The 24775-nt window shown below is 64.3% G+C and carries 24 protein-coding genes; 12 read left to right on the top strand and 12 right to left on the bottom strand.

Annotated elements, in window-relative coordinates; translation table 11 throughout:
* The first annotated feature begins 154 nt into the window (after window positions 1-154).
* Complete coding sequence (locus VLL26_RS02580) at window positions 155-688, top strand: YceI family protein (protein ID WP_342319566.1); 534 nt, start codon at window positions 155-157, stop codon at window positions 686-688.
* Window positions 689-898: 210 nt separating this feature from the next.
* On the opposite strand, the gene VLL26_RS02575 is transcribed toward VLL26_RS02580, so the two are convergent.
* From VLL26_RS02575 to rho, 8 genes are all read right to left on the bottom strand, one after another.
* Window positions 899-1375, bottom strand: coding sequence for a hypothetical protein (locus VLL26_RS02575; RefSeq protein ID WP_342320129.1), 477 nt, complete (start codon window positions 1373-1375; stop codon window positions 899-901).
* A gap of 133 nt (window positions 1376-1508) precedes the next feature.
* The gene (locus VLL26_RS02570) at window positions 1509-1673 is read right to left on the bottom strand and encodes a hypothetical protein (RefSeq protein WP_342319565.1); all 165 of its coding nucleotides are present in this window, start codon (window positions 1671-1673) and stop codon (window positions 1509-1511) included.
* Between the two features lie 442 nt (window positions 1674-2115).
* Entirely contained in the window at window positions 2116-3216 is a 1101-nt protein-coding gene (locus VLL26_RS02565) for an FAD-dependent oxidoreductase (RefSeq protein WP_342319564.1), read from the bottom strand.
* A 20-nt stretch (window positions 3217-3236) separates the two neighbouring features.
* Window positions 3237-4406, bottom strand: a complete 1170-nt coding sequence (locus tag VLL26_RS02560) for an MraY family glycosyltransferase (protein WP_342319563.1) — start codon at window positions 4404-4406, stop codon at window positions 3237-3239.
* Entirely contained in the window at window positions 4407-5072 is a 666-nt protein-coding gene (locus VLL26_RS02555; RefSeq protein ID WP_342319562.1) for an L-threonylcarbamoyladenylate synthase, read from the bottom strand.
* Window positions 5073-5102: 30 nt separating this feature from the next.
* Complete coding sequence (gene prmC / locus VLL26_RS02550) at window positions 5103-5954, bottom strand: peptide chain release factor N(5)-glutamine methyltransferase (protein ID WP_342319561.1); 852 nt, start codon at window positions 5952-5954, stop codon at window positions 5103-5105.
* Window positions 5941-7032: a peptide chain release factor 1 gene (gene prfA / locus VLL26_RS02545; RefSeq protein WP_342319560.1), complete on the bottom strand. Its 1092-nt coding sequence runs from the start codon at window positions 7030-7032 to the stop codon at window positions 5941-5943. Before prfA ends, prmC begins: the two co-directional genes overlap by 14 nt.
* On the bottom strand, window positions 7032-9023 hold the full coding sequence (gene rho / locus VLL26_RS02540; protein ID WP_342319559.1) for a transcription termination factor Rho: 1992 nt from the start codon (window positions 9021-9023) through the stop codon (window positions 7032-7034). Before rho ends, prfA begins: the two co-directional genes overlap by 1 nt.
* 463 nt (window positions 9024-9486) lie before the next feature.
* Here rho and VLL26_RS02535 point away from each other — a divergent pair, with 463 nt between their 5' ends.
* The 7 genes from VLL26_RS02535 to VLL26_RS02505 all read left to right on the top strand — a co-directional run bounded on the left by VLL26_RS02535 (window position 9487) and on the right by VLL26_RS02505 (window position 17353).
* Window positions 9487-11274 carry a long-chain fatty-acid--CoA ligase gene (locus VLL26_RS02535; RefSeq protein ID WP_342319558.1) on the top strand — a complete coding sequence of 596 codons (1788 nt, stop codon included), beginning with the start codon at window positions 9487-9489 and terminating at the stop codon, window positions 11272-11274.
* Window positions 11275-11325: 51 nt separating this feature from the next.
* Window positions 11326-12357, top strand: coding sequence for a GTP 3',8-cyclase MoaA (gene moaA / locus VLL26_RS02530; RefSeq protein WP_342319557.1), 1032 nt, complete (start codon window positions 11326-11328; stop codon window positions 12355-12357).
* 3 nt (window positions 12358-12360) lie between these two features.
* On the top strand, window positions 12361-13599 hold the full coding sequence (locus tag VLL26_RS02525) for a molybdopterin molybdotransferase MoeA (protein ID WP_342319556.1): 1239 nt from the start codon (window positions 12361-12363) through the stop codon (window positions 13597-13599).
* 18 nt (window positions 13600-13617) lie between these two features.
* On the top strand, window positions 13618-14091 hold the full coding sequence (gene moaC / locus VLL26_RS02520; protein WP_342319555.1) for a cyclic pyranopterin monophosphate synthase MoaC: 474 nt from the start codon (window positions 13618-13620) through the stop codon (window positions 14089-14091).
* 10 nt (window positions 14092-14101) lie between these two features.
* Window positions 14102-14644 carry a molybdenum cofactor guanylyltransferase gene (gene mobA, locus VLL26_RS02515; RefSeq protein WP_342320128.1) on the top strand — a complete coding sequence of 181 codons (543 nt, stop codon included), beginning with the start codon at window positions 14102-14104 and terminating at the stop codon, window positions 14642-14644.
* Window positions 14645-14707: 63 nt separating this feature from the next.
* The gene (gene modA, locus VLL26_RS02510; RefSeq protein ID WP_425292284.1) at window positions 14708-15454 is read left to right on the top strand and encodes a molybdate ABC transporter substrate-binding protein; all 747 of its coding nucleotides are present in this window, start codon (window positions 14708-14710) and stop codon (window positions 15452-15454) included.
* A 72-nt stretch (window positions 15455-15526) separates the two neighbouring features.
* The gene (locus VLL26_RS02505; protein WP_342319553.1) at window positions 15527-17353 is read left to right on the top strand and encodes an ATP-binding cassette domain-containing protein; all 1827 of its coding nucleotides are present in this window, start codon (window positions 15527-15529) and stop codon (window positions 17351-17353) included.
* A gap of 274 nt (window positions 17354-17627) precedes the next feature.
* Here VLL26_RS02505 and VLL26_RS02500 read toward each other — a convergent pair whose 3' ends face one another.
* Window positions 17628-17882, bottom strand: a complete 255-nt coding sequence (locus VLL26_RS02500; protein ID WP_342319552.1) for a MoaD/ThiS family protein — start codon at window positions 17880-17882, stop codon at window positions 17628-17630.
* Window positions 17883-17918: 36 nt separating this feature from the next.
* Here VLL26_RS02500 and VLL26_RS02495 point away from each other — a divergent pair, with 36 nt between their 5' ends.
* The 4 genes from VLL26_RS02495 to VLL26_RS02480 are packed head-to-tail and all read left to right on the top strand — an operon-like array spanning window position 17919 to window position 21044.
* Window positions 17919-19088 (top strand): molybdopterin molybdotransferase MoeA, encoded by a 1170-nt coding sequence (locus VLL26_RS02495; RefSeq protein ID WP_342319551.1) that lies wholly within the window; start codon window positions 17919-17921, stop codon window positions 19086-19088.
* Window positions 19089-19101: 13 nt separating this feature from the next.
* Window positions 19102-19575, top strand: a complete 474-nt coding sequence (locus tag VLL26_RS02490) for a MogA/MoaB family molybdenum cofactor biosynthesis protein (protein ID WP_342319550.1) — start codon at window positions 19102-19104, stop codon at window positions 19573-19575.
* The gene (locus VLL26_RS02485; RefSeq protein ID WP_342319549.1) at window positions 19562-20026 is read left to right on the top strand and encodes a molybdenum cofactor biosynthesis protein MoaE; all 465 of its coding nucleotides are present in this window, start codon (window positions 19562-19564) and stop codon (window positions 20024-20026) included. The genes VLL26_RS02490 and VLL26_RS02485 overlap by 14 nt, the downstream gene beginning before the upstream one ends.
* On the top strand, window positions 20019-21044 hold the full coding sequence (locus VLL26_RS02480) for a ThiF family adenylyltransferase (RefSeq protein WP_342319548.1): 1026 nt from the start codon (window positions 20019-20021) through the stop codon (window positions 21042-21044). Before VLL26_RS02485 ends, VLL26_RS02480 begins: the two co-directional genes overlap by 8 nt.
* On the opposite strand, the gene thrB is transcribed toward VLL26_RS02480, so the two are convergent.
* The 3 genes from thrB to lysA form a co-directional block, all read right to left on the bottom strand.
* Window positions 21030-21959, bottom strand: a complete 930-nt coding sequence (thrB, locus tag VLL26_RS02475; RefSeq protein ID WP_342319547.1) for a homoserine kinase — start codon at window positions 21957-21959, stop codon at window positions 21030-21032. The two genes, VLL26_RS02480 and thrB, sit on opposite strands and share 15 nt — an antisense overlap.
* Before the next feature lie 11 nt (window positions 21960-21970).
* A complete protein-coding gene (locus tag VLL26_RS02470; RefSeq protein ID WP_342319546.1) occupies window positions 21971-23323 on the bottom strand; it encodes a homoserine dehydrogenase in 1353 nt (450 codons plus the stop codon).
* A 97-nt stretch (window positions 23324-23420) separates the two neighbouring features.
* Window positions 23421-24770 (bottom strand): diaminopimelate decarboxylase, encoded by a 1350-nt coding sequence (gene lysA / locus VLL26_RS02465; protein ID WP_342319545.1) that lies wholly within the window; start codon window positions 24768-24770, stop codon window positions 23421-23423.
* Between the last annotated feature and the right edge of the window lie 5 nt (window positions 24771-24775).

Raw genomic sequence — 24775 nt, 5'->3', positions numbered from 1 at the left:
CACATTAGGCTTGGGGGCGGGCCTTTAGCTCGGATTTTCCTTTCGGTGTCGAAAGGTGTGTCAAACTAGAGCCCACTGACCTTGTTGACAAGTCATCAAGATGGTGTATTGTTGACATTGCACTGAATCAGCCAATTAGAAAAGGACTTTCATCATGCAGGAATTCGCAGGTACCTGGGTTATCGATCCGGCTCACACCAACATCGGCTTCACCGCGCGCCACGCTATGGTCACCAAAGTTCGCGGTAAGTTCGAGGAGTTCGACGCAAAGGTAATCGTCGACGCGGAAGACCCCAGCAAGTCCCACGCCTCCGCCGTCATCAAGACTGGCTCGGTTAACACCAACAACGCTGACCGTGACGGTCACGTCCGCGGCGCCGATTTCTTTGCTGTCGACGAGTTCCCCGAGATGACCTTTGAATCGACCGGCTTCAGCGTCGAAGGCACATCCGGCACCGTCAGCGGCGATCTGACCATCAAGGGTGTCACCAAGCCGGTTACCTTGGACGTCGAAATCTTCGGCGTGGACGAGGACCCCTTCGGTGCAACCCGTATCGGTTTCGAGGCTTCCACCAAGATCAACCGTAAGGACTTCGGCATCGATTTCCAGGCTCCGATGGGATCCGGCGGCGTGCTGATCTCCGAGCAAATCGTGATTTCGATCGACGGCTCCGGCATCAAGCAGTAAATCGCGCCGCGTACTTAAAAATGGCTCCCTGAAAAGGGGGCCATTTTTTCTTGCCTGTGTACGCTTAAGCGCCGCTTGATAGCCGATTTTTCACCCGTTGCAGCAGCTCTTAGCTAGCTGCCGAGCAAACCAACCTGGGCAAACCGATTGAACGAATGGGCTTTGTCACACCTTGGCCCCCTTAGCCCGCGGCCCCCTGAGCCCGCATTTTCAGCTTCCGACGTAGGACACACGCGAGGTCAAAATTCCCCAGGCTTCGGCAGAGAGCACCACAATCAAAGCCACGATGGTAGTCACCGCGAAGGCGGTGTGGTCATAGAAATCGCGGTTGCGGATGAATAAAAGGATGATAATAAGGACCACCATTTTGATGAGCCAACCGCCGAGCACGATCGCCATTGTTGTCGCTGGTGTTGATCCCGAGGTTGCGAGAACGCTTGCTGCGGTCAACAAAACAAAACCCCCGCCGATCAGTGCCCCCATCACAACAGCCCACAGTCCAGGCAATCCGCCAACTTTGCCCCACACAATCAGCGACACAATCGTGAAGGCAACAAGGATCCATCCGCCGAGTTGAAGGGCCCGCACAAGGGGGCGCCGCGGGTCATCGAAGTTGGTCGCATCCGCGACCACGAGATCGCTATTGCTTGCCGACGCTGCCTTGCCACCTCCCGTCGAATCTGACATACGGGCTGACTCGGGCTGAGATGACTGAGAGTTCACAAGGCCCCATCCTAGCTGCGGAACCAGCGTTTCCTCTAACGCCGGCAGGCTTTCCGCGCGTGGGATGGGGCCTTCAAGAAAATCTCTGGTCTGTGTCTTAGACGCCGTAGTACTGGTAGAGCACGTCGGAGTACTGCTCGCGCAGCTCTGCGTTGGTCGGCTCGTCTTCGGCGTTTGCGAGGCCAGCACCGGCGAAGGTCAACCCTCCGGCAACGGCGACGGCGCTAGCGGTACGAACGACGGTGTGTGCGATACTCTTCATCTTCATTCTCCTCATCACTCTCGCTTCTTATTTCTCGTGTATCCACCGGGGCGTTTTCGCTTGGGTTGTGCATCAACGCTCCCGTGTTCCCCTTTGTACGCCTTTGTTGGTGATTCGTCAATAAATTTTTTTCACGCGCCCTGGTCTCCACCCACCACAATCGCTTGAGACCTCGCCATCTCCATACCAGATTGCAGCACGCCCGCCAAGGACGAGGGCTCTCACAGTGGCAAAAACCGGCACACATGGCGAAGTCGCGCCCTGTGCTATCGACTGCAAGGACTCACGAGTGCGATACCTTCACCCAACACCGCTTACTTCGAGGCCAACCGATCCCCGAGTGCAGCATCCCACAGCTAATTCAAACAATGTCACGCCTGCTGTAAAAGCGCCGGGGTGCAGATGCGTCGCCTAGTCGGGTTCATCAACGGCAGCACCCCACTTACAAAGGTGTTTGCGTAATCGCCACCACGGCCTCTCGGCCCGCCCGGTTCGCGCCGACGGTGGACTGCGAGGGCCCGTAGCCGATCATGAACAAGCGTGGCTCATCCAGGCTGCGCGACTGGTCCACGCGCATGCCTCCATGTTTAGTGCGCAGGCGCAGCGCAGAAAGGTGGCGAATCGACGGGCGGAAACCTGTCGCCCACAAAATCACGTCGGCTAACTCCACTGACCCGTCGGGCATTTTCACTCCCTCGGGAACCACAGCACTAAACATCGGGTGCCACTTCAGTACGCCGCGCTTTTCAGCCTCGATAACCCACTGCTGGCGCCCCATCCCCGTAGCGCTGACGACGCTTTTCGGTGCCAGCCCCAGACGGGTTCTCTTTGCGACTTCCTCCACTCCCCGCGCAAGGCGATCACTGCCCAGCTCCTCCCAGACCGGTTCGGTCCGGCTGACCCAGAACGTCTCGGTGACCTTAGAAATCTCGTTGAGCAGTTGCGTGGCTGAAATTCCGCCACCGACTACCACCACCCGCTGCCCGGCGAAATCCTCCGCCCTGACGTAATCGCGGGTGTGGAGCTGCTTGCCTTTGAAGCTGTGCTGGCCGGGGTACATCGGCCAATGGGGTTGGTCCCAGGTGCCGGTGGCGTTGATGACAAAGTCGGCGGTGAACCGGCGTCCGTCGTCAAGATGGACGTGCAAGCGGCCATCCTCACGCAAGGAGGGCTCAGAAGAATCTCGCGTGACCTCACGCACCGTCACAGGCCGTTGAACGTGCAGATCAAATTTTTCCTCAAAGCGGGCGAAGTAATCTGGCACCGCCACGTTTGAACGCTCCGTCGGAGCTGGCGCTTCTAACTTCATGCCCGGCAGGTCGAAAATGCCGTTAACCGTTTCCATGGTCAGACTGTCCCAGCGGTGCTGCCAGGCCCCGCCAGGGGCAGGGTTTTTATCCACGATGAGGAAGCTGCGCTCACCATTGCGGGCCTGAGCAAAGGGCACGAAACCGCGGTGGCGTAAATGGTAAGCAGCCGACAATCCAGCCTGCCCGGCACCAATTACCACAACGTCCGAAAACGCCTCACCATCGGCCGGCATGTCGTCTCCTCCGCTCACGATTACTCTCCGATAGCGGCACCGTCAGGGTGTAGACCGCGGGGACCAATTTTACCCCGGATGAGCGGCACAGCCGTCAAAACCACAGCACCGCACACCGCTGCAGCCGTCAATCCCACCGCCCACTCAAGGGGAACGACAGAAAAGCTCACAGCCCCGAAAGCGACTGCGCACACCCACATATACAACACCAACACCGTTCGCCGGTGCGTGTGTCCTAGGCGCAACAAACGGTGATGGATGTGGCCGGCGTCGGCAACAAAGGGGCTTTGCCCCCTGGCCGTGCGGCGCACAACGGCCCACACCAGATCCACAATCGGAAAGGAAATGGCGGCGGCTACGACGACAATCGGGCTCATTAAAGCCACGAAGTCGGCAGCCCCATAAAGCGCGAGGTTAATCTTTCCGGAGGCAGACACCGACGCCGCCGCCAGCAAAAGGCCAATAAGCATCGCCCCGGAATCCCCCATGAAAATCCGCGCCGGCTCAAAGTTGTGCGGTAAAAACCCAGCACAAATGCCCACCAATGCTGCGCAGATGATCGCCGGGGGGTACGCCGAGACTGCCCCGCCCTGATCATGGAGTACCGTGAGCGAGAAAACCAAGATGGCGGTGCCCGCAATCATGCCGAGTCCAGCAGCGAGCCCATCAATGCCGTCGACAAAATTGATGGCGTTAATGAGCATCACCGTGAAAATCGCGCTCGCAGTAACCCCTTGGATATGGTCCAAAATAAGCGTAGTGCCCCCGTCAACGGGGACGTAGAAAACGGTGAACACCAAGCCCAGCAGGCTCATCAACACCGCAGCGACAAATTGCCCAATGAGTTTTGTCACCGCCCCCAGCTCGTAGAGATCATCCATCACACCAATGACAACGATGGCAAAAGCCCCGGCGAGCACGGCATCCATCTCTGGGGTGACCGGAGCGAAACCGCGGGTCAGCGCAGGCAACTGTTGGGCAAGAAAGTAAGCGGAGGCAAAACCGCTAAACATTGCCAACCCACCCACCGAGGGCGTGGGCTGGGTATGCACATCGCGCTGGCGGATCTCCGCTACACGGCCCGTACGCACCAAGAGGGAGCGCACGACACCTGTAGCGATGTATGTAATAGCGGCGGCGACGAGCAGAACAAGGCCTAATTCGCGCAGCGGGACTCCAGCGCCCGACATCTACTTCCTCCGCAGTGCCTCAGGGTCAAGGTTGAGAACTTCACCGATGTGTTCGGCGCTGGTGGCGCCGTGCCGCAAAATGACCGGCGTGGGCCGCGAGATGTCGATGATGGTTGAGGGTTCGCCCACCTCCGAGACTCCCCCATCGAGGTAGACGGAAATGGCATCACCGAACTGCTGCTTCGCCCCAATGGCGGTAGTCGGCGGCTCGTGGCCGGTCAGGTTCGCGCTAGAGACACCCATCGGGCCCACCTCACGCAAAAGCTCAAGGGCAAGGGGCTGATTAGGCATCCGCAGCAGCACCGTGCCCCGCGTATCTCCCAGGTTCCACGGCAAACTCGGAGCCTCCGGCATGATAATAGACAATCCCCCCGGCCAGAACGCCTCGATGAGGGTCTGAGCGGTGTCGGTCATTTCACGCACGAGTCCTTGCACTGTGAGCCAGGAACCAACAAGGACCGGCACGGGCATATCGGGGCCACGCCTTTTGGTGGCCAAAAGCCTCGCGATGGCGTCATTGTTGAAGGCATCAGCACCAATGCCGTAAACAGTATCGGTGGGCATGACCACGCATTGCCCGGCGCGCACAGCCTCGACTGCCGCAGACAGGCCGGCTTGACGCCCCTCAGGATCCAGACAGTTGTAAATCTGGCTCGGCCTCGACATAGCTCTCCTTCAGTTGGCGGCACACTACGATCAGCCTTCCACTTTACTCGCGGTGACAAACCGATCCCGGTCGGCTAAGTCCTTGACAGCCTGCACGGCGGTAAAGCGGGCGTCGGCTAGAAGCACCTCACGAACTGCCCCCGACGTGGTGTCATCATGCTCAATGCCGATCGCGCCGCCAGGTTTTAAAAGGCCAGCCGCCACCGGTACGAGCCCACGGATAGCATCCATTCCGTCGCCTCCAGAAAAAACAGCCTCACTCGGGTCGAAATACACCTCTGCGGACAAATTGGGGTCTTCGGGCACATACGGCGGGTTAGAAACAACCAGATCTACTGTTCCGCGCAACTGAGCCAACAGCCCCGGATCCGTCATGTCCCCCGCCACCACAGTCAGCCGCGCACCGTGGGCGCGGACGTTGTCCTCCGCGTAGGCGCGCGCCTTAGCTGAAAGTTCCACAGCGGTAACGTGCGCGTCAGGACGATGGTGCGCAATAAACAACGCCAATGCCCCCGTGCCCGTGCCCAAGTCCACGACCACAGGTTCAGCCACATCTTCTATAGCCTCAACCGCCCACTGCCCCAACACCTCCGTTTCAGGCCGCGGGATAAACACCCCGGGCCCGACTCGCAGCTCCAAGGGGCCGAACGCAGCTCGACCCGTGATGTGTTGCAACGGTTCGCGCTGCGCCCGCCGGGCAATTGCTGAAACGTAGTCATCTGCAAAAGTTGGGGAGGGCTTAGCGAAGATGAGCTGGGTCGGGGGGACGTCGAGAAGCCACGCGGCGATGAGACGGGCGTCGACCTCAGGCGTGGCAACGCCCGCACCAGCCAATTCCTCGGCGGCGCGGGCGATCATTTCGCGCAGATTATTCCGCTTCAAGGCGTTCCTGGCGCTCGTGGTCTTGGAGAGCTGCGATCAACTCGTCCATGTTGCCGTCGAGTACCGAATCAAGGTTGTTCGCCTTGTAGTTGATGCGGTGGTCGGAAATGCGGTTCTCCGGCCAGTTATAGGTACGGATGCGCTCGGAGCGGTCCATTGTGCGCACCTGGGAGGCGCGGCCCTCCGCCGCCTCGGCATCCGCCTTGTCCCTTTCCAACTGATCCAGGCGGGCCTGCAGCACCTGCATAGCACGCGCTCGGTTCTGAATCTGGGAACGCTCGTTTTGGCAAGTCACGACGATATTTGTGGGCAGGTGGGTGATACGCACGGCCGAATCCGTGGTGTTGACGCCCTGCCCGCCCTTGCCGGAGGATCGGTAGACGTCGACTCGCAGATCCTTCTCGTCGATGTTTACAGACCCAATCTCCTCAGGTTCCGGGTAGACCAATACACCAGCCGCGGAGGTCTGGATGCGTCCCTGGGACTCCGTGACGGGGACGCGCTGGACGCGGTGAACGCCTCCTTCAAACTTCAGCTTGCTCCACGCACCATCACGCGAAGGGTTCTTCGACTTGACAGACACAGTCATGTCCTTTGCCCCGCCAAGATCGGACTCCGCGAGATCCAACACGCCCCAAACAAGATCGTGTTTTTCACAATACTTCTGGTACATGCGAGCCAAATCGGCGGCGAAAAGTGCGGCTTCTTCACCACCAGCACCAGCCTTGATTTCCATGATGATGTCATCACCGTCGTGCTCGTCGCGCGGCGCAAGCAGATCAGCCAGCTCCTCCTCCAGGCGCACAATCTCACCTTCGAGGCGGGTCGCTTCTTCCGCGAACTCCTTATCCTCGCTGGCCATCTCAGACGCGGCCTCGTAGTCCTCCCGGGCCTGGACAAGCGCGTCGTTGACTTTGATGATCGGCTGCAACTGCGCGTAGCGCTTCGACAACTTGCGGAACTGCTCCTGGTCGCCGGCGATTTCCGGATCACCCATCTGCGCCTGGATGCCCTGGTATTCGGACACGTAGTCGTCGACAAGCGAGACATGCGAGCCCGACTGAGAAGGTGTGGCCATTAGCTGTACTCCTCTTCGTTCTCAGCCGCCGCCATCGGGGCGGAGTTAGCCACGCCCATGAGGAATTCCCCGTTGCTCTTCGTCTTCTTCAACTGCTTGATCAGCATGTCAATCGACTGCTGCGGGTCAAGCGCCGAGAGGATACGGCGCAGCTTATGCATCACGCGGGCTTCCTCCGGGCTCATCAAAAGCTCATCCTTGCGCGTGCCGGAAGGGTTAACATCGACCGCCGGGAACACACGACGCTCGGCGATCTTCCGGTCCAGTTTGAGCTCAGCGTTGCCCGTGCCCTTGAACTCCTCGAAAATGACAGTGTCACCGGCAGAACCAGTCTCCACCATGGCGGTCGCGATGATCGTCAACGAACCGCCCTCCTCGATGTTGCGGGCCGCACCCAAGAAACGCTTCGGTGGGTACAGCGCATTAGAGTCCACACCGCCGGAGAGGATACGGCCGGAAGCCGGCGAGGAGTTGTTGTAGGCGCGGCCCAATCGGGTAATGGAATCGAGCAAGACCACCACGTCTTGGCCCATCTCCACAAGACGCTTCGCTCGTTCAATGGCCAGCTCCGCCACAGCGGTGTGCTCACTCGGCGGGCGGTCGAAGGTCGAAGCGATGACCTCACCTTTGACGCTGCGCTGCATGTCGGTGACTTCCTCGGGACGCTCGTCGACAAGCACGACCATGAGGTAGCACTCCGGATTATTCGTCGCAATCGCATTAGCGATGTTTTGCAAGATCGTTGTCTTACCGGCCTTCGGAGGAGAGACGATGAGGGCGCGCTGCCCCTTGCCAATCGGCATCACCAGATCGATGACACGGGTGGTCAAGATGTTCGGCTCCGTCTCCAGGCGCAAGCGCTTGTTCGGATACAGCGGAGTGAGTTTGTGGAACTCCTTGCGCTGCTTCGCCTCCTCCGGGCTCATCCCGTTGACCGTATCGACGCGCACTAGCTGGTTGTAGCGCTGGCGGTTGCGGCCGTTGCCGTGGGAGTGGCCCTGGCCGTTGGCGCGAACCTGACCAATCACGGCGTCGCCGGAGCGCAGGCCATTGTGGCGAACCAACTTGTTGTTAACAAAAACGTCCGCTTGGTTTTGGCGGTAGCCGGTTGTGCGGATAAACGCGGAGTTATTGTCCACCACATCAATGATGCCGGCGACTTCCTGCAGTTCAGACGGGTCGAAGTCCTGGTTATTTCCAGCGTTTCCACCGTTATCTGTGCCGGTGCTGGTGCTGTTGTCACCACGATTGCGGTTGCGGTTGCGCCGCCCCCGACGTCCGCGGCGGCCACCGCCGTCTAGCTCGTCGCGGTTGTTGCGCCCGCCCTTGCCCCCACGGTTGTCACGATCTTCCCGGTTGTCACGCTGACTGCGGTTGCTGCGGTGAGCGTCCTTATCGAAGCCGCCGGTGTCCTCGGGGTTGTCTTTGTTATCGCGCTGGTCGTTATCGCGCTGGTCGTTGTCGCGCTGGTCGTTGTCGCGCTGGTCGTTGTCGTCGTGGTTTTGGCGAGCGCGGTTTCGGCGCGCGCGGCGGGCAGCAGAGCGCGATTCGTAGCGTTGCTGATCCTCCACTCCGGAGTGCTCAACATTATCTGCCTTGCCGGCGGGGGTGCCGTTATCGGCGTTATCGGCGTTATCGCCGCGGTTCGCCTCATCGCGTGCATGTGCGGCAGGTGCGTAATCGGCGGCGGGTGCCCCGCGGCGGCGGGTGGCGCGGCGGCGGGGCTGCTCGCCCGCTGGGGCCTCGGCTTGTCGCCCCGACTCGCCTGTGCTGGTGGCGGGATCGGCCGCGGCCTCGTGGGAGGAGGTGCGGCCGGTGGGGGTGGCCGCACCTCGGCGCGGTGCGACCCCGGTGTTGATCGCTTCGATCAATTCGCCTTTGCGGAGTCCAGACAGGCCTTTGATGCCTTTCTCCGCGGCGATTTTACGCAGTTCTGGGATCTTGAGCGCAGCGAGGTTTTGCCCCTGCGCGTTGGTGCCCGATTCGGTCACGGATGTCCTTTCGTCGCTTTACCGGCGGTGCGTGGCGGCTTCTTCCCTGGTTGGGGTTCGGGGCACTGTGATTTTGTCTCAGTGCGAAACCGTGCCGGAAGCGTTCGTGTGCAATTTATGTGTCAGTGTTACCCCTTCGGGGAGCGCTTGCGTCTGCCTCCCCTGCTGCGGAACCCACCGTCGCACGATCCCGTTTTGCGGCTTCTGCTGAGAACGCAAGGGGCGTGGAGTGCGGTGTAGAGCCGATCGTGGGGTGAAACACCTGCCCGCGGGCCCTTCGGTGGGATTTGTCCCCTCCGGGCTGTGGTGCGGGTTGTCCAAAAAGAGACCTGTCGTGCTGTCGCGGCGCCATGCCGACGTCATGCGAACCTGACACGTTTGGACTCCCGCGCGCTATTGTAACCCATGTTTAAAATTTTGTAGTTGTCGGGACTGCCTCGCGCGTCGCGCTAGAGTGGAACGCATGCTCTCGACCATGCAGGAAGTGCCTTTTTCCGTCGGCCGCATTCTCTCTCACGGCGAGTCCGTTCATGCGACGACGAAGGTGACGACGTGGCGCGCGGGTGAGGCGGAGGAGTCAAACTTCGCGGCTATCGGTGCGCGCGCCGCTGCGCTTGCCCATGCTCTCCACGACGATTTGGGGATCGACTCGGATCAGCGGGTAGCCACCTTCATGTATAACTGCGCAGAGCACCTTGAGGTGATGTTCGCGGTGGCGTCGAAAGGCGCAGTGTTTACCCCGCTGAATGTGCAGCTCATGGAGGATCAAGTGGCCTACGTGATCAACCATTCAGAAGCTGAGGTGATCGTGGCCGATCCGCGCCTGGCGGTGCGCTTAAGCGCGATTGTTGCGCGGTGCCCCGCGGTGCGCGCCGTTGTTTTTACAGGTTTGCAGCCTGTGCCTGCCGACGCCACGTTCCCTCCCGGGGTGGAGATCAAGCGCTACGAGATGCTTCTCGACGGCCGCTCCACCACCTACAACTGGCCGGAGCTGCCCGAAAATACCGCTGCCGCGCTGGTGTATTCCACCGCCACCACGGGCGCGCCGAAAGGTGTGGCCTATTCTCACCGCTCTATTTGGCTTGAGGCGATGAGTTTGCGCTCCACGGACTCGCTGGCGGTGTCTCACGGTGAGTCCTTCCTGTGCTGTATTCCCGTCTATCACGTGTTGAGCTGGGGTGTGCCTTTCGCAGCTTTCCTCGTCGGCGCCCCGTTGGTGCTGCCAGATTCAGATATGTCTGCGCCTACTTTGGCGCGGCTGATCGCCGCAACGCACCCCCGCGTTGCCCACGGTGTGCCCACGTTGTGGATCCAACTGATGGTGCACTACCTGAATAATCCGCCGGAGCGCATGAGCCTGACGGAGATTTATGTGGGAGGTTCCCCTGCCCCGCCTGCGCTGATCAAGGTGTGGGAGGAACGCTACGGCGTGGACGTGGTTCACGTTTGGGGGATGACGGAGACGTCGACAGTAGGCTCCATCGCCCGGCCCCCCTCGGGGGTTTCCGGTGAAGCGCGCTGGGCCTACCGAATTTCCCAAGGTCGTTTCGCCCCCTGGTTGGAGTACCGCGTTGTTCACGAAGGCGAAGTGATGGCTTCGACAGACCGCACGGAAGGCGAAATTCAAGTGCGCGGCAACATGGTTGCGGCGTCTTATTACCACTCACCCACTCAGGAGCCAGGCGAGATTGCCAGTTCTTTCCGGGGTGAGGAAGTCACGGATGTGCGCGAGTTTTTCACGGCGGATGGTTGGCTGCGCACCGGTGATGTGGGCACGGTGACCAACGACGGTTTCATGACGCTCTATGACCGTGCCCGCGACGTTATCCGCTCCGGCGGGGAGTGGATCTACTCTGCCCAGGTGGAAAACCTAATTATGGAAGCCCCAGATGTCGTTGAATGTGCAGTAATTGGCTACCCGGACAAAAAGTGGGGCGAGCGGCCTTTGGCGGTGACGGTTTTGCACGGCGGTATCGAGCCCACTGCAGATACTGCCGCCCGGCTGCGCGAAGGCTTGTCCGGCGCTTTACCGACGTGGATGGCGCCGGAATACTGGACGTTTGTCACTTCGATCGACAAGACTTCGGTGGGTAAGTTCGACAAAAAGGACTTGCGCAAGCACCTGGCCAACGACGAGTTCGACATCATCGCGCTGCCCGGGCCGGGCAACCGCTCACGCGGCAATCCGACGTCACACGGAGGTGATGAGGCAGCCGCGCGCCGGGACAGCGGTTTTTCCCATAGCCCTTAAATCCGTTGCCGGAAGGGGCTGATTTGGCCCCACTCGTACAATGGGCGCATTATGTCCACCTTTGCACCTCTTCAACTCGTCGACCAGTACGGGCGCATCGCGCGCGACCTGCGCGTTAGCCTGACGGACCGCTGCAATTTGCGCTGCACGTACTGCATGCCTCCTGATGGTCTGGAGTGGTTGCCGACCGAGCACACCCTAAACCGCACTGAGGTGCTCCGCTTGATTGGTATTGGTGTGGAAAGGCTCGGTATCCGGGCGGTTCGTTTTACGGGCGGCGAGCCGCTGATGCGCAAGTCCTTGGAGGACATCATCGCCGAAACCATGACGCTGCGAACCGACGAGGGGCGCGCCCCGCGCACTGCGATCACCACGAATGCTTTGGGCTTAGATAAGCGTGCCGCGGCGTTGGCCGAAGCTGGTTTGGAGCGCATCAACATTTCGCTAGATTCTGTGGACCGTAACTCTTTTGCCGCCTTAACCCGCCGCGACAGGTTGGGCGACGTTTTGCGTGGTATCGATGCTGCCCTTGAAGCGGGTCTGAGCCCCATTAAGGTCAATTCGGTGGTTATGCCTGGGGTGAACTTTGACGGGGTGTGTGACCTCTTGCGTTTTAGTTTGAGCCGCGGGCTGCAGCTACGTTTCATTGAGCAGATGCCTCTGGGCCCGAAGGGCCAATGGACGCGTACAGGTATGGTCACTGCAGAAATGCTGGTGGAGCGGTTGCGTCAGGAGTTTAGTCTTCGTCCGGCTGCTGAGCCTCGTGGCTCTGCGCCTGCGGCGCTGTGGGATGTAACCGATGGCACCCTGGAGGGCCAAGTTGGCATCATTGCCAGTGTGACCCACCCCTTCTGTGGTGCGTGTGATCGCACCCGTTTGACCACGGATGGGGCTATTAGGTCGTGTCTGTTCTCTGCTGCGGCCGATGAAGTTTCGCTGCGCGACATGATGCGCGACGGCGCCACTGATGAGGAGCTTGCCCGTGCGTGGGCTGAGGCGATGTGGTTGAAGAAACCGGGCCACGGCATTGATGATGAAGGTTTCCTTCAGCCGGAGCGTACGATGAGTGAGATCGGGGGCTAAAAGATGTCACGGCCCACCATCGGGCAACACCTTGAAAGGGTGCAGGGACTCGCCGCGTCGCGCCGGGTTGAAGTTGAAAAGGTGGCGGTGGAAACGGCTCGCGGCTTAGTGCTTGCTGCCGATGCTGTGACTGCCCGGCCTGTGCCGCCTTTTGCCAATTCTGCGATGGATGGCTTTGCGGTGCATGCGGCGTCGCTGGTCGGTCCCGGCCCGTGGACTTTTCCGGTTGTCGGTGATGTTGCGGCGGGTGCGGCTGCGCTCGCGTGCCCTGTCGGCGCTGCGGTGCGGGTGATGACGGGTGCGCCCGTGCCTGAGGGCGAAGATATCGTGGTGGTGCCGGTCGAGCAGACCAATGTTGCGCGCGGCCCGCAGCCGCTGCCAGCGACGGTGAGGATTATCCGTGTTGACCCGGCGCGCAGCCACGTGCGCCAGGCGGGCAGTTCCCTCGCTGTCGGTTCTGTTGCTGCCCCAGCCGGCTCGCTTGTCGACGCGGGACTGCTTGCCGCCTTGATCTCCGCTGGTGTGCGCCATGTTGATGTGTGGGCGCGGCCCCGAGTGGCTGTGGTCTCCACTGGTGATGAGTTGGTGGCCTGGCCATTGGTGCCGGCAGAAGGCCAGCTCAGTGATTCGAATCAGCCGATGATTGCCGCGCTTTGTGAACAAAACGGTGCGGCTTCAGTTGAGCGGTTGCGCTCTGGCGATAACCCTGCCTTTTTCGCTTCGCTTCTTGATCACGCCGCGCGCGAGTGTGATCTGGTCCTAACTACCGGCGGTATCAGCGCCGGGGCTTTTGATGTAGTGCGCGAGGTGTTGGAGCCCACTGACGGCGCCTGGTTCGGCGAGGTGGCGCAGCGCCCCGGCGGTCCGCAGGGAGTGGCGCTGTGGGGTGGGACTCCCGTGGTGTGTTTGCCGGGCAACCCGGTTGCCGCCTACGTGTCTTTCCACCTCTATATCGTGCCCCTGCTCGCTTCTTTCCGGGGCCTATCGGCTCCTTTCCCCGTGATCACCGCGCGCACCGGCGAGGGTTTTCGGCCTTCGCGAAGCGCTGTGCCTCGGGTCGTGCCCGTGCGCTTGGACTTTTCCGGAGAGCAACCCACCGCGACCCCTTTTTCGGCCAATGTGCACTCGGCAAGCGATGTCGGGGCTTTGGGCAATATAGATGGCTATGTTGTTTTAGACCCGGAGGCGATGGCTTCCAACGCGGTGCCTGAAAGCCTTAAGGTCTACCTGACCCGTAGTTGAATACTTAGAGGAAACGCAATGCAATTTACCCACCTGAACTCCTCCGGCGAGGCCTACATGGTCGATGTCACAGCGAAGCAGCCGACGGTGCGTGAGGCTAGCGCCCAGGGCGAGGTCGCCTGTTCGCCTGAGGTAATCTCGGCGCTTCGTGAGGGCACTGTGCCCAAAGGCGACGTTTTCGCTGTGGCCCGGGTCGCGGGGATTAGTGCAGCGAAGCGGGTTCCGGAGCTGTTGCCTTTGGCACACACGATCGGCGTCCATGGGTGCTCGGTTGACCTGGAGTTGCGCGAGGACCACCTTTTCATTTCAGCCACTGTGCGTACCGCGGATCGCACTGGTGTGGAGATGGAGGCGCTTACCGCCGTCAGCGTCGCCGCGCTGAGCGTGGTGGACATGGTCAAAGGCGTCGACCGCAGCGCCTACATTCGGAGGATGGGCATTACCGCAAAATCGGGTGGGCGCTCTGGGGACTGGTCGCGTGAGCTGCCCTAGCCCCGCAGAGATCGGGGTGATCGTCCTCGCCGGGGGCCGCTCGACGCGCATGGGCACGGACAAGGCCCAGGTCAGGGTGGGGGGCAGGCGGCTCGTCGACAAGCTTCTCGACGCCCTCCCCGCCGCTCACCCCGTCATCGTCGTCTCCCCGGAGGACCTGGGGGTGCCGACGGTCAGCGAGGACCCGCCCTACGGCGGCCCGGTGGCGGGCATCGCGGCCGGGGCGCGCGCCCTGGACACCCCGTTTGTGGCCGTCGTGGCGGTGGACGCCCCGCACTCGCCCGGCCTGCTTCCCGCGCTATCTGCGGCCCTGGGCTGCCGCGACTGCGCCGCGATCGTCTCCGCCGACGGCACCGTGCAGCCACTGTGTGCCCTGTGGCGGCGCAGCAGCCTGCTCGTCGCGCTGGAGTCCGTCAGCGCGCGCAACGCGCCGGCAATGAAGCTGCTGCGCGCCGCGGGCTGCGTCGCGCTCGTCGACGGCGACGGCCGGGAGCGCGACTTCGACACCCCCGACGATCTGTTGGAACTCGGTGAGGTCGACCTCGGGGACTGAAAGCCGTGACCGCCGTCTGCACCAGGTAACGTTCACCACAGAACCGACCCACAGGAGGAAACCATGCGTGTGATCCGTGCTGCCGCCGCGCTGCTCGCCGCCGCCGCGCTTGCCGGCTGCTCACCGTCCGGCCCGACCGGGCAGGGCGAGCCCGACGGGCTGGTGGTCCTCGGGGCGGCGTCGACACGCGTGCTCAACGAGGACATCCAGCGCCTCTCCCCCAACACACTGACCTTCGTCAACGCGGGCTCCTCCGACCTGGTCCAGCAGCTTCGCGACGGCTCCCCCGGCGATCTCCTCATCACCGCCGACCAGAAAACCATGGACACCGCCGTCGCCGACGGCGTGGCCGACAATCCCCGCGTGCTGGCCACCAACTCGATGGTTCTCGTCGTGCCCCGGGGCAACCCCGCCGGCATCACCCGGGTCGAGGACGTGCAGCGCGAGGACGTCCACCTAGTCACCTGCGATGCCCAGGTGCCCTGCGGCGCGGTGACCGGCCAGCTCGCGGAGGCCAACGGGCTGGCCCTGGCCCCAGTGTCGCTCGAGCACAACGTGGCGGACACGCTGGGCAAGGTCGTTTCGGGGGAGGCAGACGCAGGCTTCGTCTACCGCACCGACGCCGCGGCCGCAGGCGACGCCGTCGAGGTCATCGAAATCCCCCACGCCGAGGAATACCCGAACTCGCTGGTCGCCGCCGTGACCACAGGTACGCAACAACGAGACGAGGCCGAGCGGCTGCTGGATACGCTCAGCGGCGAGGAGATGGCAAAGGTCTGGGCCCGCCACGGCTTCACCCCGGCGGAGTAGGCACCAGTGACCGGCCCGCCCCAGGCAACCGCAAGACCGCCGTACCCGGCCCCGCGCCCCACCCCCGCGGCCGTGCGCGTGCTGGGTGTGGTTGCCCTGGCCACCATCCTCGCACCGGTTGCCGCACTGGGCACGCGGGTGCCGTGGGGCCGGATCGGCACCGTCCTCGCCGCGGAGGAGACGGCACAACTTTTGCGCGTTACCGTGGCCTCCTCTTTGCTTTCCTGCTTGATCACAGTGCTCATCGGCACGCCGCTGGCTCTGTGGATGCGCAACCTGCGCCGCGGGGCGCAGGTTGCGCGCCTGCTCGTCCTGGTCCCGCTCGCCCTGCCCCCGGTGGTCGCGGGCCTGGCGCTGACAGCCCTCATTGGGCGCCGCGGCCTCGCCGCCCCAGTCCTTGACCTGCTCGGGGTCCAGTTCGCCTTCGCGTTTTCCGGGGTGGTGGCCTCGCACGTCTTCGTGGCGCTGCCTTTCGTGGTGATCACCCTTGACTCCGCGCTGCGCCAGCTCGACGGTGAGGTCCTCGATTCCGCCGCCGGGGTGGGCATCTCCCCGTCCCGGGCGATGCTGCGCATCATCCTGCCCGCCGTCGCCCCGGCGCTCGTCTCCGCCGCGGGGCTGGCGTGCGCGCGCTCGCTGGGCGAGTTCGGTACCACGCTGACCTTCGCCGGCTCCCTGCCGGGGGTGACGCGCACGATGCCGCTGGGTATCTACATCGCCCGAGAGATCGACCAGCCGCTCGCATACGCGCTGGCCGCGGTGCTGACAGGCCTGGCGGTTGCCACGCTCGCCCTCGCCCTCGTTCCGTCTGCTCTGTCGGGCCGCGGGCCTGCGCCGCGCCCGCGAGTGACGGGCTCGATCGACGCCGCCGCACTGGAGCCCCTTTGCCGCCCTGCGGGCGACGGGCCGGAGGTCTCGGTCGGCGGCGCCACCTTCCCGGCCGGGACGACCACGGCGCTAATCGGCCCGAACGGCTCGGGCAAGACAACCTTGCTGGGCCAGATCGCCGGGCGGCTCACGGGCCCGGAGGTCCACATCGCTGGGCGCCGCGTCGACGGCCTGCCCGCCCACCGGCGCGGGGTGGTCATGCTCACCCAAACCCCCGGACTGCCGCCCACCTCCACCCCGCTGAAGGCGGTGGCGATGGTGATCGGCGAGGTAAGCGCGGCGCGTTCGCTGCTTGACGCCGCCGGGCTTGCCGAGCTTGCCGACGTCCCCGTGCGCGCCCTTTCTGGCGGCCAGGCTGCCCAGGTGGCCCTCGTCCGGGCACTAGCTGCGCGCCCCCGCGTCCTGCTTCTCGACGAGCCCCTCGCCGCCATCGACGTCCACTCCGCCCGCCGCTGGCACCACATCCTGCGCGCAACCGCTTCCGGCCGCACCGCCATCGTGGTCACGCACAACCCCCTCGACATCGCCGCGCTTTCCCAGCACACCGCGGTGATGGAGCGGGGAGACGTCGTTGCGCTGCGACCCACGGACGAGGAGCTGCGCGCCCCGAGCACCGCGTTTTCCGCGCGCCTGGCTGGGCGCAACCTCCTGCCCGTCACCCTGATAAGCGGTGCCGGTCCCGGACAGCCGGTCGTCGCGCACACGCCGTGTGGCCCCCTGCGGGCGACGGCCGCGCCAGTTAGCGAAGACGGCGGGGCGGTGGTGGCCGTCTTCTCCCCTACCGACGTGCGCCTGACGGACCCGGCCAGCAGCGATTTGCGGGCACGGGTGGTCTCTCTGACCCCGACGGCCTCGGGCGGAGTGGACGTCGAACTCGACGCCGGAGACGGAGTTCTCGTGTGCCCCACAGGGCGTAACGAAGCTCACGCGCTCGAACCGGGGGCGTGGGTCGGCGTCCACGTGCCAGCCGCCGCGGTCCTGATTTTCCCTGTTCGCACGCTCCGGCGTTGAGGTCGGTGCCGGACCAACCCATGTATCGTTGCGCTTCCGTGGAAGAAGGAATCTAGGACAGTTCACACGTTTGACGCCAGCGCATCAACAGAACACGCTTACGCCACTTCCTGCACATCTGGCGTGCACAGGACATGGAATCAAAGGGGAAGAATCCGCCCGCGGAGGCCGAATCGGGGGATTCTTAGCCTTGAGTTTTTCACCGCGCGAATCGCGCTGCCCCAGGAAGAAGCCGCATGTCAACGCGCGGGTCTACCTCGTTTGCTTCTCCCACCTAACCCCCCGCAAACGGTGGCAGCACATCGACTCGCGTGGCGCCCTCCAGCGACCGGTCCCGCCCGGCGCGGGCGCCGTCGACGAGGAAAGTGCAGCGCTGCACAATATCCGCCAGGCTCAGGCCCGAATCGGTGGTGCCGGTGTGGCGGGAGGTGGCGTCGTCAAGCAGGTGCCCGAGGGTGGGGAACTGCCCGACCTCCTCCTCGCGGACCCCGGCGGCGGCGCGGGCGGCGGCGAAGTAGTGGATACGCATGGGCCCATCCTAGGGCAGCATGTTTACGCTTAAGCCATGAGTAGAACGCCCGAGCAGCACGCTGCGGCCATCCGCGCTCTGTTCCCGCTGCGCCCCGCCGCGCCGATGAATGTAGCGGAGGCAGCGCGCCTGCGGGCGCGGCTCGCCGCCGATGTTCACGCGCGCGAGGATCAGCCCGGCTTCGACAATTCGCAGATGGACGGCTACGCGGTCGCCTCGCTCGAGCCCCGCTTAGCGACGTCCGGCCCCACCATCCCGGCGGGCACCGACCCTGCCTCCCTCTACCCCGTTGGCTTGGGCGCGCTCGCCGCCCCGATCATGACAGGCGCGCGGCTGCCCGCGGGTACGCTCGCCGTGGTTCCCGTCGAGCGCTGCTCTCCCGCCGAGTTCGTGGCCGAGGGCGAGCAGGTCGGGCTGCCGCAGGCGTCGGCGGGCCAGTTCTGCCGCCGGGCGGGCTCGGACATCGGTGCGGGCGAGGTGCTCGCTCGCGCCGGCGCCGAGGTCACCGCGGCGCTCTACGGGGCGCTCGTCGCCCAGGGCATCGAGGCCGTCGAGGTGGTCCGCCAGGCGCGCATCCTCATCATCACCGGCGGCGCGGAGGTCGGCGCGCCGGGGTCAAGGGTGGGCGCGGCGTCCGTGCGCGACACCAACGGTCCGCTCATCGAGCTGCTCGCCCAGCGCCACGGCATCGCGGTGGCGGGACGAATCAGCACCGACGACGACCCGGCGGCGCTCAACCGTGCCGTGGAGGAGGCGGTTGAGCGCTTCGCCCCGGACGCCGTGGTCACCTCGGGCGGCATCAGCCACGGGAAGTTCGAGGTGGTACGCCAGGTGTTCACCGACGGCTGGTACGGCCACGTGGACCAGCAGCCCGGCGGGCCGCAGGGGCTGTCCACCTTCCGCGGCGTGCCCGTGATCAGCCTGCCCGGCAACCCGGTGTCCACGCTGGTCAGCTTCCGTCTCTATGTCGCGCCCGTGCTCGGCCATGCCCCCGAGCCTGTCCTCGTGCCGCTCGCTGAGTCCGTCACCGGCATCGAGGGGCGCGCGCAGTTTTTCAGGGGCCGCTTCGACAACGGCCGCGCCACCCCCGTCGGCGGAGCCGGGTCCCACCTGCTGGCCCAGGCGGCGCCGGCGCAGTGCCTGATCCGGGTGCCCGCGGGTGCGACGCTGTCAGCCGGGGACCTCGCGCGCGTCTACCCGCTGTAGAGTGGTCACCGCTATGCGAAAAGCTTCAGTGATCGTCGCCTCCACCCGCGCCGCCGCGGGCACCTACGAGGACACCTCGGGCGCGTACGCCGTCGAGTTCCTGCGCTCCCGGGGATTTGACACCCCGGACGCGGTGATCGTGCCCGACGCGGGCATCGCCCAGGCCGTACACGAGGCCTTGGCCGCGCAGCCTGCGGTCCTGCTGACCTCCGGGGGCACGGGCATCACGGCAGACGACCTCACCGTCGAGATTGTCGAGCCACTGCTGGACAAGCAGTTGCCCGGCATCGTCTCCGCCTTCTGGGCGAGGGGCCTGGAGACCACCCCGACCGCCGTGCTCTCCCGCGCGGTCGCGGGTATCACCGGGCGCACCTTCGTGATGACGCTGCCCGGCTCCCGCGGCGGCGTCAAGGACGGCTGCGCGGTGCTCGACCCGCTTATCGACCACATCCTTGAGCTCACGGAGGGCAGCCGTGACCACACCTAACGACCCCGACTTTGTCGCCGCCCAAACCTCGCAGGTCACGGGAACAGCCATCACGGAGCAGCCCCTTGAGCAGCTTCTCGACGCCGCCGCGGCCGCCACCATGACCGAGGCGATGGGCGCCCTCGTGCGCTTCGAGGGGGTGGTGCGCAACCACGACGGCGGCGCGGTAGTCGCCGCCTTAAGCTACGAGGCCCACCCGAGCGCTGCCGCCGAGCTCGAGCGCGTCGCGGGCGAGGTCGCGGGTGCCCACCCCGTGCGCGTTTTCGCCGCCCACCGCACCGGGCTAGTGCCGATCGGTGAGATGGCGTTTGTGGTGTTGGTGGCCGGGGCGCACCGTCGTGAAGCGTTCACGGCGTGCGCGGAAATCGCCGACCGCGTCAAGGCCGAGGTGCCCATCTGGAAGGAGCAGAACCTCGCGGACGGCACCACGCAGTGGGTGGGCATTGAGTAGCCGCTACGAGCGCCAGGTCGCGCTCATCGGCCCCGCCGCACAGGAAAAGCTGGCCGCGGCGCATGTGGCGGTGCTCGGGGCCGGGGGTCTGGGTTCGCCTGCCCTGCTCTACCTCGCCGCCGCGGGCGTCGGCACCATCACCGTCATCGACGACGACACCGTCGATGTGACAAACCTGCACCGCCAGGTCATCCACTCCACGTCCACGCTTGGAAAATCCAAGGCGGGCTCAGCAAAGCAACGGATGACGCAGCTCAACCCGCAGGTTCGCGTCAACGCTGTTGCGCAGCGCCTCACCTGGGAAAACGCGCTCGATCTGCTCCGCGGCGCGGACGTGGTGCTCGACGGTTCCGACAATTTCGACGCCCGCCACGTAGCTAGCCACGCCGCCGCGCGCCTGGACATCCCGCACGTCTGGGCCTCGATCCTCGGCCACGAGGCGCAGCTCTCCGTTTTCTGGGCCGGCCGCGGCCCGGTCTACGAGGACCTCTTTCCCGCCCCGCCCCCGCCGGGCAGCGTGCCCTCCTGCGCCCAGGCCGGGGTGCTCGGCCCGCTGGTCGGCATGGTCGGCTCCGCAATGGCGATGGAGGCCGTCAAAATCATCACGGGCCTCGGCGAGCCGCTTTTCGGTCGCCTTGCCTACCTCGATTCGCTCACCATGAACTGGGAGTTCGTCCCCGTCCTCGCCGACGCCGAAGTCACGCGCCGCGTGCTTGTCGACGCCCCACCCCACGGCCCGGCCGAAGTCGACGCCCCCGCCCCCGGCGCCACAGTCATCGACGTGCGCACCCCGGAGGAGTTCGCCCGCTCCCACCTCGAAGGCGCCGTCAACGTCCCCCTCGACGAGATTCTCGCCGGGCGCACCCCAGCGGAGGCGGAGAACGGCGCGGTGGTCGTCTGCGCGCGCGGGGCGCGTTCGGCGCAGGCCGTCGCCGCGCTCGAGGCGCGCGGCGTGCGCGGCCTCGCCAGCCTGCGCGGCGGGCTGCAGCGCTACCGAAGCGACTCAGCCCCGGGTTAATTCAGCCGTGGCAGGCCCGGCGATGTCCAAGTCGATCACGCGCAGCCCGGCCTCGCGGGCGGCGTCGAGGATCTTCCCCGGCACCGGCTCGGTACTCAGCACCAGCGCGGTCGGGCCCGCGCCCGACAGGAAAGCGGCGTAACCGCGGTTGCGCAGATGGTTGACCCACTCCGAGGTCACCGGCAGCACGTCGGCGCGGTACGGCTGGTGCAGCCGGTCGCGCGTGCCTTCCCACAGCAGCTCCGGGTGGTGCTGGATAGCCACCGTCATCACGGCCGTGCGCGAAACGTTGAAGCGGGCGTCGGTATGCGTGACGTGGCTGGGCAGCACCTTGCGCACCGCGTTGGTGGAGGCGTGGAAGTCGGGCACGAGGGCGGTCGCGCGGATCGAGGGGTGCACGTCGATGCCCACCGCCCGGTAGGAGGGGTGGGAAACGCCGTCGACAGGCACATCGGTCCAGGACACCACGGCCCCGCCGAGCACGGAGGCGGCGGCGTTGTCGGGGTGGCCCTCGAAGGCCGACGCCAGTTGCACCACCGTCTCGGTATCAAGCGGGGACCCCGCCAGGGTGTTCGCGGCCACGACGCCGGCGACGGCAGCGGAGGCGGAAGATCCCAGCCCGCGCGACTGCGGAATAGCGTTGGTGCAGGTGACTTTCAGCCCGGGCGCTAAGACGTCGGCGGCTTTCAGCGTGGAGCGGATCGCTTTGACCACGAGGTGGGACGAGTCGCGGGGCAGCTCGTCGGCGCCCTCACCGAAGATGTCGATCTCGAGGCCGGAGGCGGTGACCTCCACCTCGACGGTGTCGTAGATGCCCAAGGCCAAGCCGAGGGTGTCGAAGCCGGGCCCGAGGTTCGCCGAGGAGCCCGGGACGGTGACGGTGGCCTTCAGGCCGAGGGGAAGCTCGTTCGCCATAGCGCCGGCCTTTACGCGTCGAGGCGGATGACGGAGTTGACCGCGCGCACGTCCTCGTGCTCGCTGAGCTTGTCGACGATGCCGCGCAGGTTCTTCTCACTCGCCGAGTGGGTCACCACAATTAGGTGGGCCTCTTTACCGGATTCCTCCTGGCGCACCGCGGACAGGGACACCCCTGCCTCCGCAAAGGTACGCGCCAAGTCAGAGAGCACCCCAACGCGATCATTGACCGTCATATTGATGTGGTAGCGGCTGGTGACCTCACCGAAGTCCACCACTGGGTAGTCGGCATAAGGGTTGTCGGCTGGGGCGCGACCGCCGTGGACCTTGTTGCGCGCAGCACCGACTAAGTCCCCCAGTACCGCGGAGGCAGTGGGGGCACCACCAGCACCGTTGCCGTAGAACATGAGACGCCCGGCGGCCTCGGCCTCCACAAAGATCGCGTTGTAGGACTTGTCCACGCTGGCCAACGGGTGCTCATTCGGCACCAAAGTCGGGTGGACACGCGCGTTGACGCCCGTGGTGTTGCCGGCGGCGTCGACAAGCCTTTCGCAGATGGCAAGCAATTTGATCGTGTGGCCGGATTCCGTGGCCGCGTTGATATCGTCCGCGGTGATCTTGGTGATGCCCTCGCAGTAGACGTCCGCGAAGTTCACGCGGGTGTGAAAACCCATGGAAGCAAGAATCGCGGCCTTGGAAGCAGCGTCGTGGCCCTCGACATCAGCCGTCGGATCCGCCTCGGCGTAGCCTAAACGAGTCGCCTCGGCCAAAGCCTCGTCGTAGCCCATGCCGGTGGTGGTCATGGCGTCGAGGATGAAGTTAGTAGTGCCGTTGACGATGCCGGAGATGCGCTGCACCTGGTCACCGGCCAAGGAGCGGCGCAACATGCCCACGACGGGGATGGCTGCGGCCACGGCCGCCTCATAATACAAGTCCACCCCGGCCTCATTAGCCGCCGTGGACAGCTCGTCGGCGTGCGCCGCCACAAGAGCTTTGTTGGCGGTGACGACTGATTTGCCGTTCTTCAACGCCTGCAGAACCAGCTCGCGCGGGTAATCGATACCGCCGATAAGCTCGACAACAATGTCAATATCGTCGCGGGAAATGAGCGAGCGGGCGTCGTCGGTAAGCTCGATGCCTTCCAGACCTGGCGCGCCGGCATGCTTGGTCACATCGCTGACCGCCACGCCACGGACTTCGATGCGTCCGCCGATGCGGTGCTCGAGGTTGTCGCTAAATTCACCGATTAAGCGCAGCACTTCGGAGCCAACGGTGCCTTTGCCCAAAATGGCCACACCGACCGCCTCGCCGATTCCTTTACCAGGGAAGTTACCGTTGCGATTTTCCACATGTGCTGCCGTCATAGTGCTCGAAAGCTCCTGTCTTGGGTGTTACTTTCTGGGGCGAGTGTACCGATTAGTCTAAATTAGCCGGAAGTTTAGTTCGACCTTAACCAATGGCTCAAACCTCCCGTGCAAGCAGGTCCTCGAGCGTTTCGCGGCGGATCATCAAAGTGGTGCGGCCCGCACGGACAGACACCACAGCAGGACGGGCGAAAGCGTTGTAATTCGACGCCATGGAGTAGCAGTAGGCGCCCGTGGCCGCCAGCGCTATAAGGTCGCCGCTTTCGATTCCCTCTGGCCACACCGCATCCTGGATCAAAATGTCGCCGGACTCGCAGTGCGAGCCCACCAGCCGAGTGTCGATTTCCTTGCCCTCAACGAAACGGTTAACCACACGCGCGTCGTACTCCGACTGGTAGAGGGCAGGGCGAATGTTATCGCTCATGCCGCCGTCGACGGCGATGTAGCGTCGAGTGTGCGTGTAGGAGGTGTGGACGTCTTTGATAGTGCCCGCAGTGTAGACAGTCACCGTCGAAGGACCAGCAATCGCCCGGCCCGGCTCCACCACCACCGTCGGCGCGGCGATCCCCACCTCCGCAGCGACCTGCCGAACCGCACGCAACAAATCCTGCGCCACCGCAGTGACATCGAGGGGTTCTTCCTGCGGCAGGTAGGCGATGCCATAGCCGCCGCCTAAATCAAGGTAGTCCAACGCCACTGAACGCTCCTCGTGGATCTGGCGGTAGAGCTGGAGAACACGCTCGGCAGCCAACTTGAAGCCTTCCGCGTCGAAAACCTGCGATCCGACGTGGCAATGCAGGCCCGTCAGCCTCAGGTGTGCCGCTTCGATCGCGTCCACAGCCGCGGCGAAAGCAGACCCCGAGGCAAGCGAAAGCCCAAACTTTTGGTCTTCGTGGCTGGTGGCGACGAACTCGTGGGTGTGCGCATCCACGCCGGGCTTGACGCGCACGAAAACGTCCTGGATTGCCCCTAGCTCACCTGCCACCGCGTTAAGCGAGGCGAGTTCCTGGTGGGAGTCGATGACCACGTGGCCCACCTGCGACTCAACACACAAACGCAGAAAAGAAACAGACTTGTTGTTGCCGTGGACGGTAATTCGCTCCGCCGGAAAACCCGCGGCCAGCGCGATACGCAGCTCGTTTTCACTGGCAACGTCAAGGGCGAGGCCCTCCTCATCCACCCAGCGCGCGATGCGCCGGGTCAAAAAAGCCTTCGAGGCGTAGTGGACGTTTTCCGCCCCCTCAAAGGCGCGCGCCATATCGCGGCAGCGGGAACGGAAATCGTCCTCGTCCACCACCATGACGGGCGTGTCGTATTCCTCGACAATTTCTGGCAAGGGCACCCCAGCGATGGTGACCACGCCGTCGTCTTGTCGGGCGGCGCCGCGCGGCCACACATGCCCCGGCAGGTCGTTGAAGTGCTCCGAATAATGCTGGGCCGGGCTCACAGGAC

This window comes from Corynebacterium sp. BD556, assembly GCF_038452275.1.
GTDB classification, from domain to species: Bacteria; Actinomycetota; Actinomycetes; order Mycobacteriales; family Mycobacteriaceae; genus Corynebacterium; species Corynebacterium mayonis.
This window is presented reverse-complemented; position numbering and strand designations above follow the sequence as displayed.

Coding starts and splice junctions, on each gene's coding strand:
- VLL26_RS02580 (WP_342319566.1), top strand. CDS start 155: ATGCAGGAATTCGCAGGTACCTGGGTTATCGATCCGGCTCACACCAAC.
- VLL26_RS02575 (WP_342320129.1), bottom strand. CDS start 1,375: ATGTCAGATTCGACGGGAGGTGGCAAGGCAGCGTCGGCAAGCAATAGC.
- VLL26_RS02570 (WP_342319565.1), bottom strand. CDS start 1,673: ATGAAGAGTATCGCACACACCGTCGTTCGTACCGCTAGCGCCGTCGCC.
- VLL26_RS02565 (WP_342319564.1), bottom strand. CDS start 3,216: ATGCCGGCCGATGGTGAGGCGTTTTCGGACGTTGTGGTAATTGGTGCC.
- VLL26_RS02560 (WP_342319563.1), bottom strand. CDS start 4,406: ATGTCGGGCGCTGGAGTCCCGCTGCGCGAATTAGGCCTTGTTCTGCTC.
- VLL26_RS02555 (WP_342319562.1), bottom strand. CDS start 5,072: ATGTCGAGGCCGAGCCAGATTTACAACTGTCTGGATCCTGAGGGGCGT.
- prfA (WP_342319560.1), bottom strand. CDS start 7,032: ATGGCCACACCTTCTCAGTCGGGCTCGCATGTCTCGCTTGTCGACGAC.
- VLL26_RS02535 (WP_342319558.1), top strand. CDS start 9,487: ATGCTCTCGACCATGCAGGAAGTGCCTTTTTCCGTCGGCCGCATTCTC.
- moaA (WP_342319557.1), top strand. CDS start 11,326: ATGTCCACCTTTGCACCTCTTCAACTCGTCGACCAGTACGGGCGCATC.
- VLL26_RS02525 (WP_342319556.1), top strand. CDS start 12,361: ATGTCACGGCCCACCATCGGGCAACACCTTGAAAGGGTGCAGGGACTC.
- moaC (WP_342319555.1), top strand. CDS start 13,618: ATGCAATTTACCCACCTGAACTCCTCCGGCGAGGCCTACATGGTCGAT.
- modA (WP_425292284.1), top strand. CDS start 14,708: ATGCGTGTGATCCGTGCTGCCGCCGCGCTGCTCGCCGCCGCCGCGCTT.
- VLL26_RS02500 (WP_342319552.1), bottom strand. CDS start 17,882: ATGCGTATCCACTACTTCGCCGCCGCCCGCGCCGCCGCCGGGGTCCGC.
- VLL26_RS02495 (WP_342319551.1), top strand. CDS start 17,919: ATGAGTAGAACGCCCGAGCAGCACGCTGCGGCCATCCGCGCTCTGTTC.
- VLL26_RS02490 (WP_342319550.1), top strand. CDS start 19,102: ATGCGAAAAGCTTCAGTGATCGTCGCCTCCACCCGCGCCGCCGCGGGC.
- thrB (WP_342319547.1), bottom strand. CDS start 21,959: ATGGCGAACGAGCTTCCCCTCGGCCTGAAGGCCACCGTCACCGTCCCG.
- VLL26_RS02470 (WP_342319546.1), bottom strand. CDS start 23,323: ATGACGGCAGCACATGTGGAAAATCGCAACGGTAACTTCCCTGGTAAA.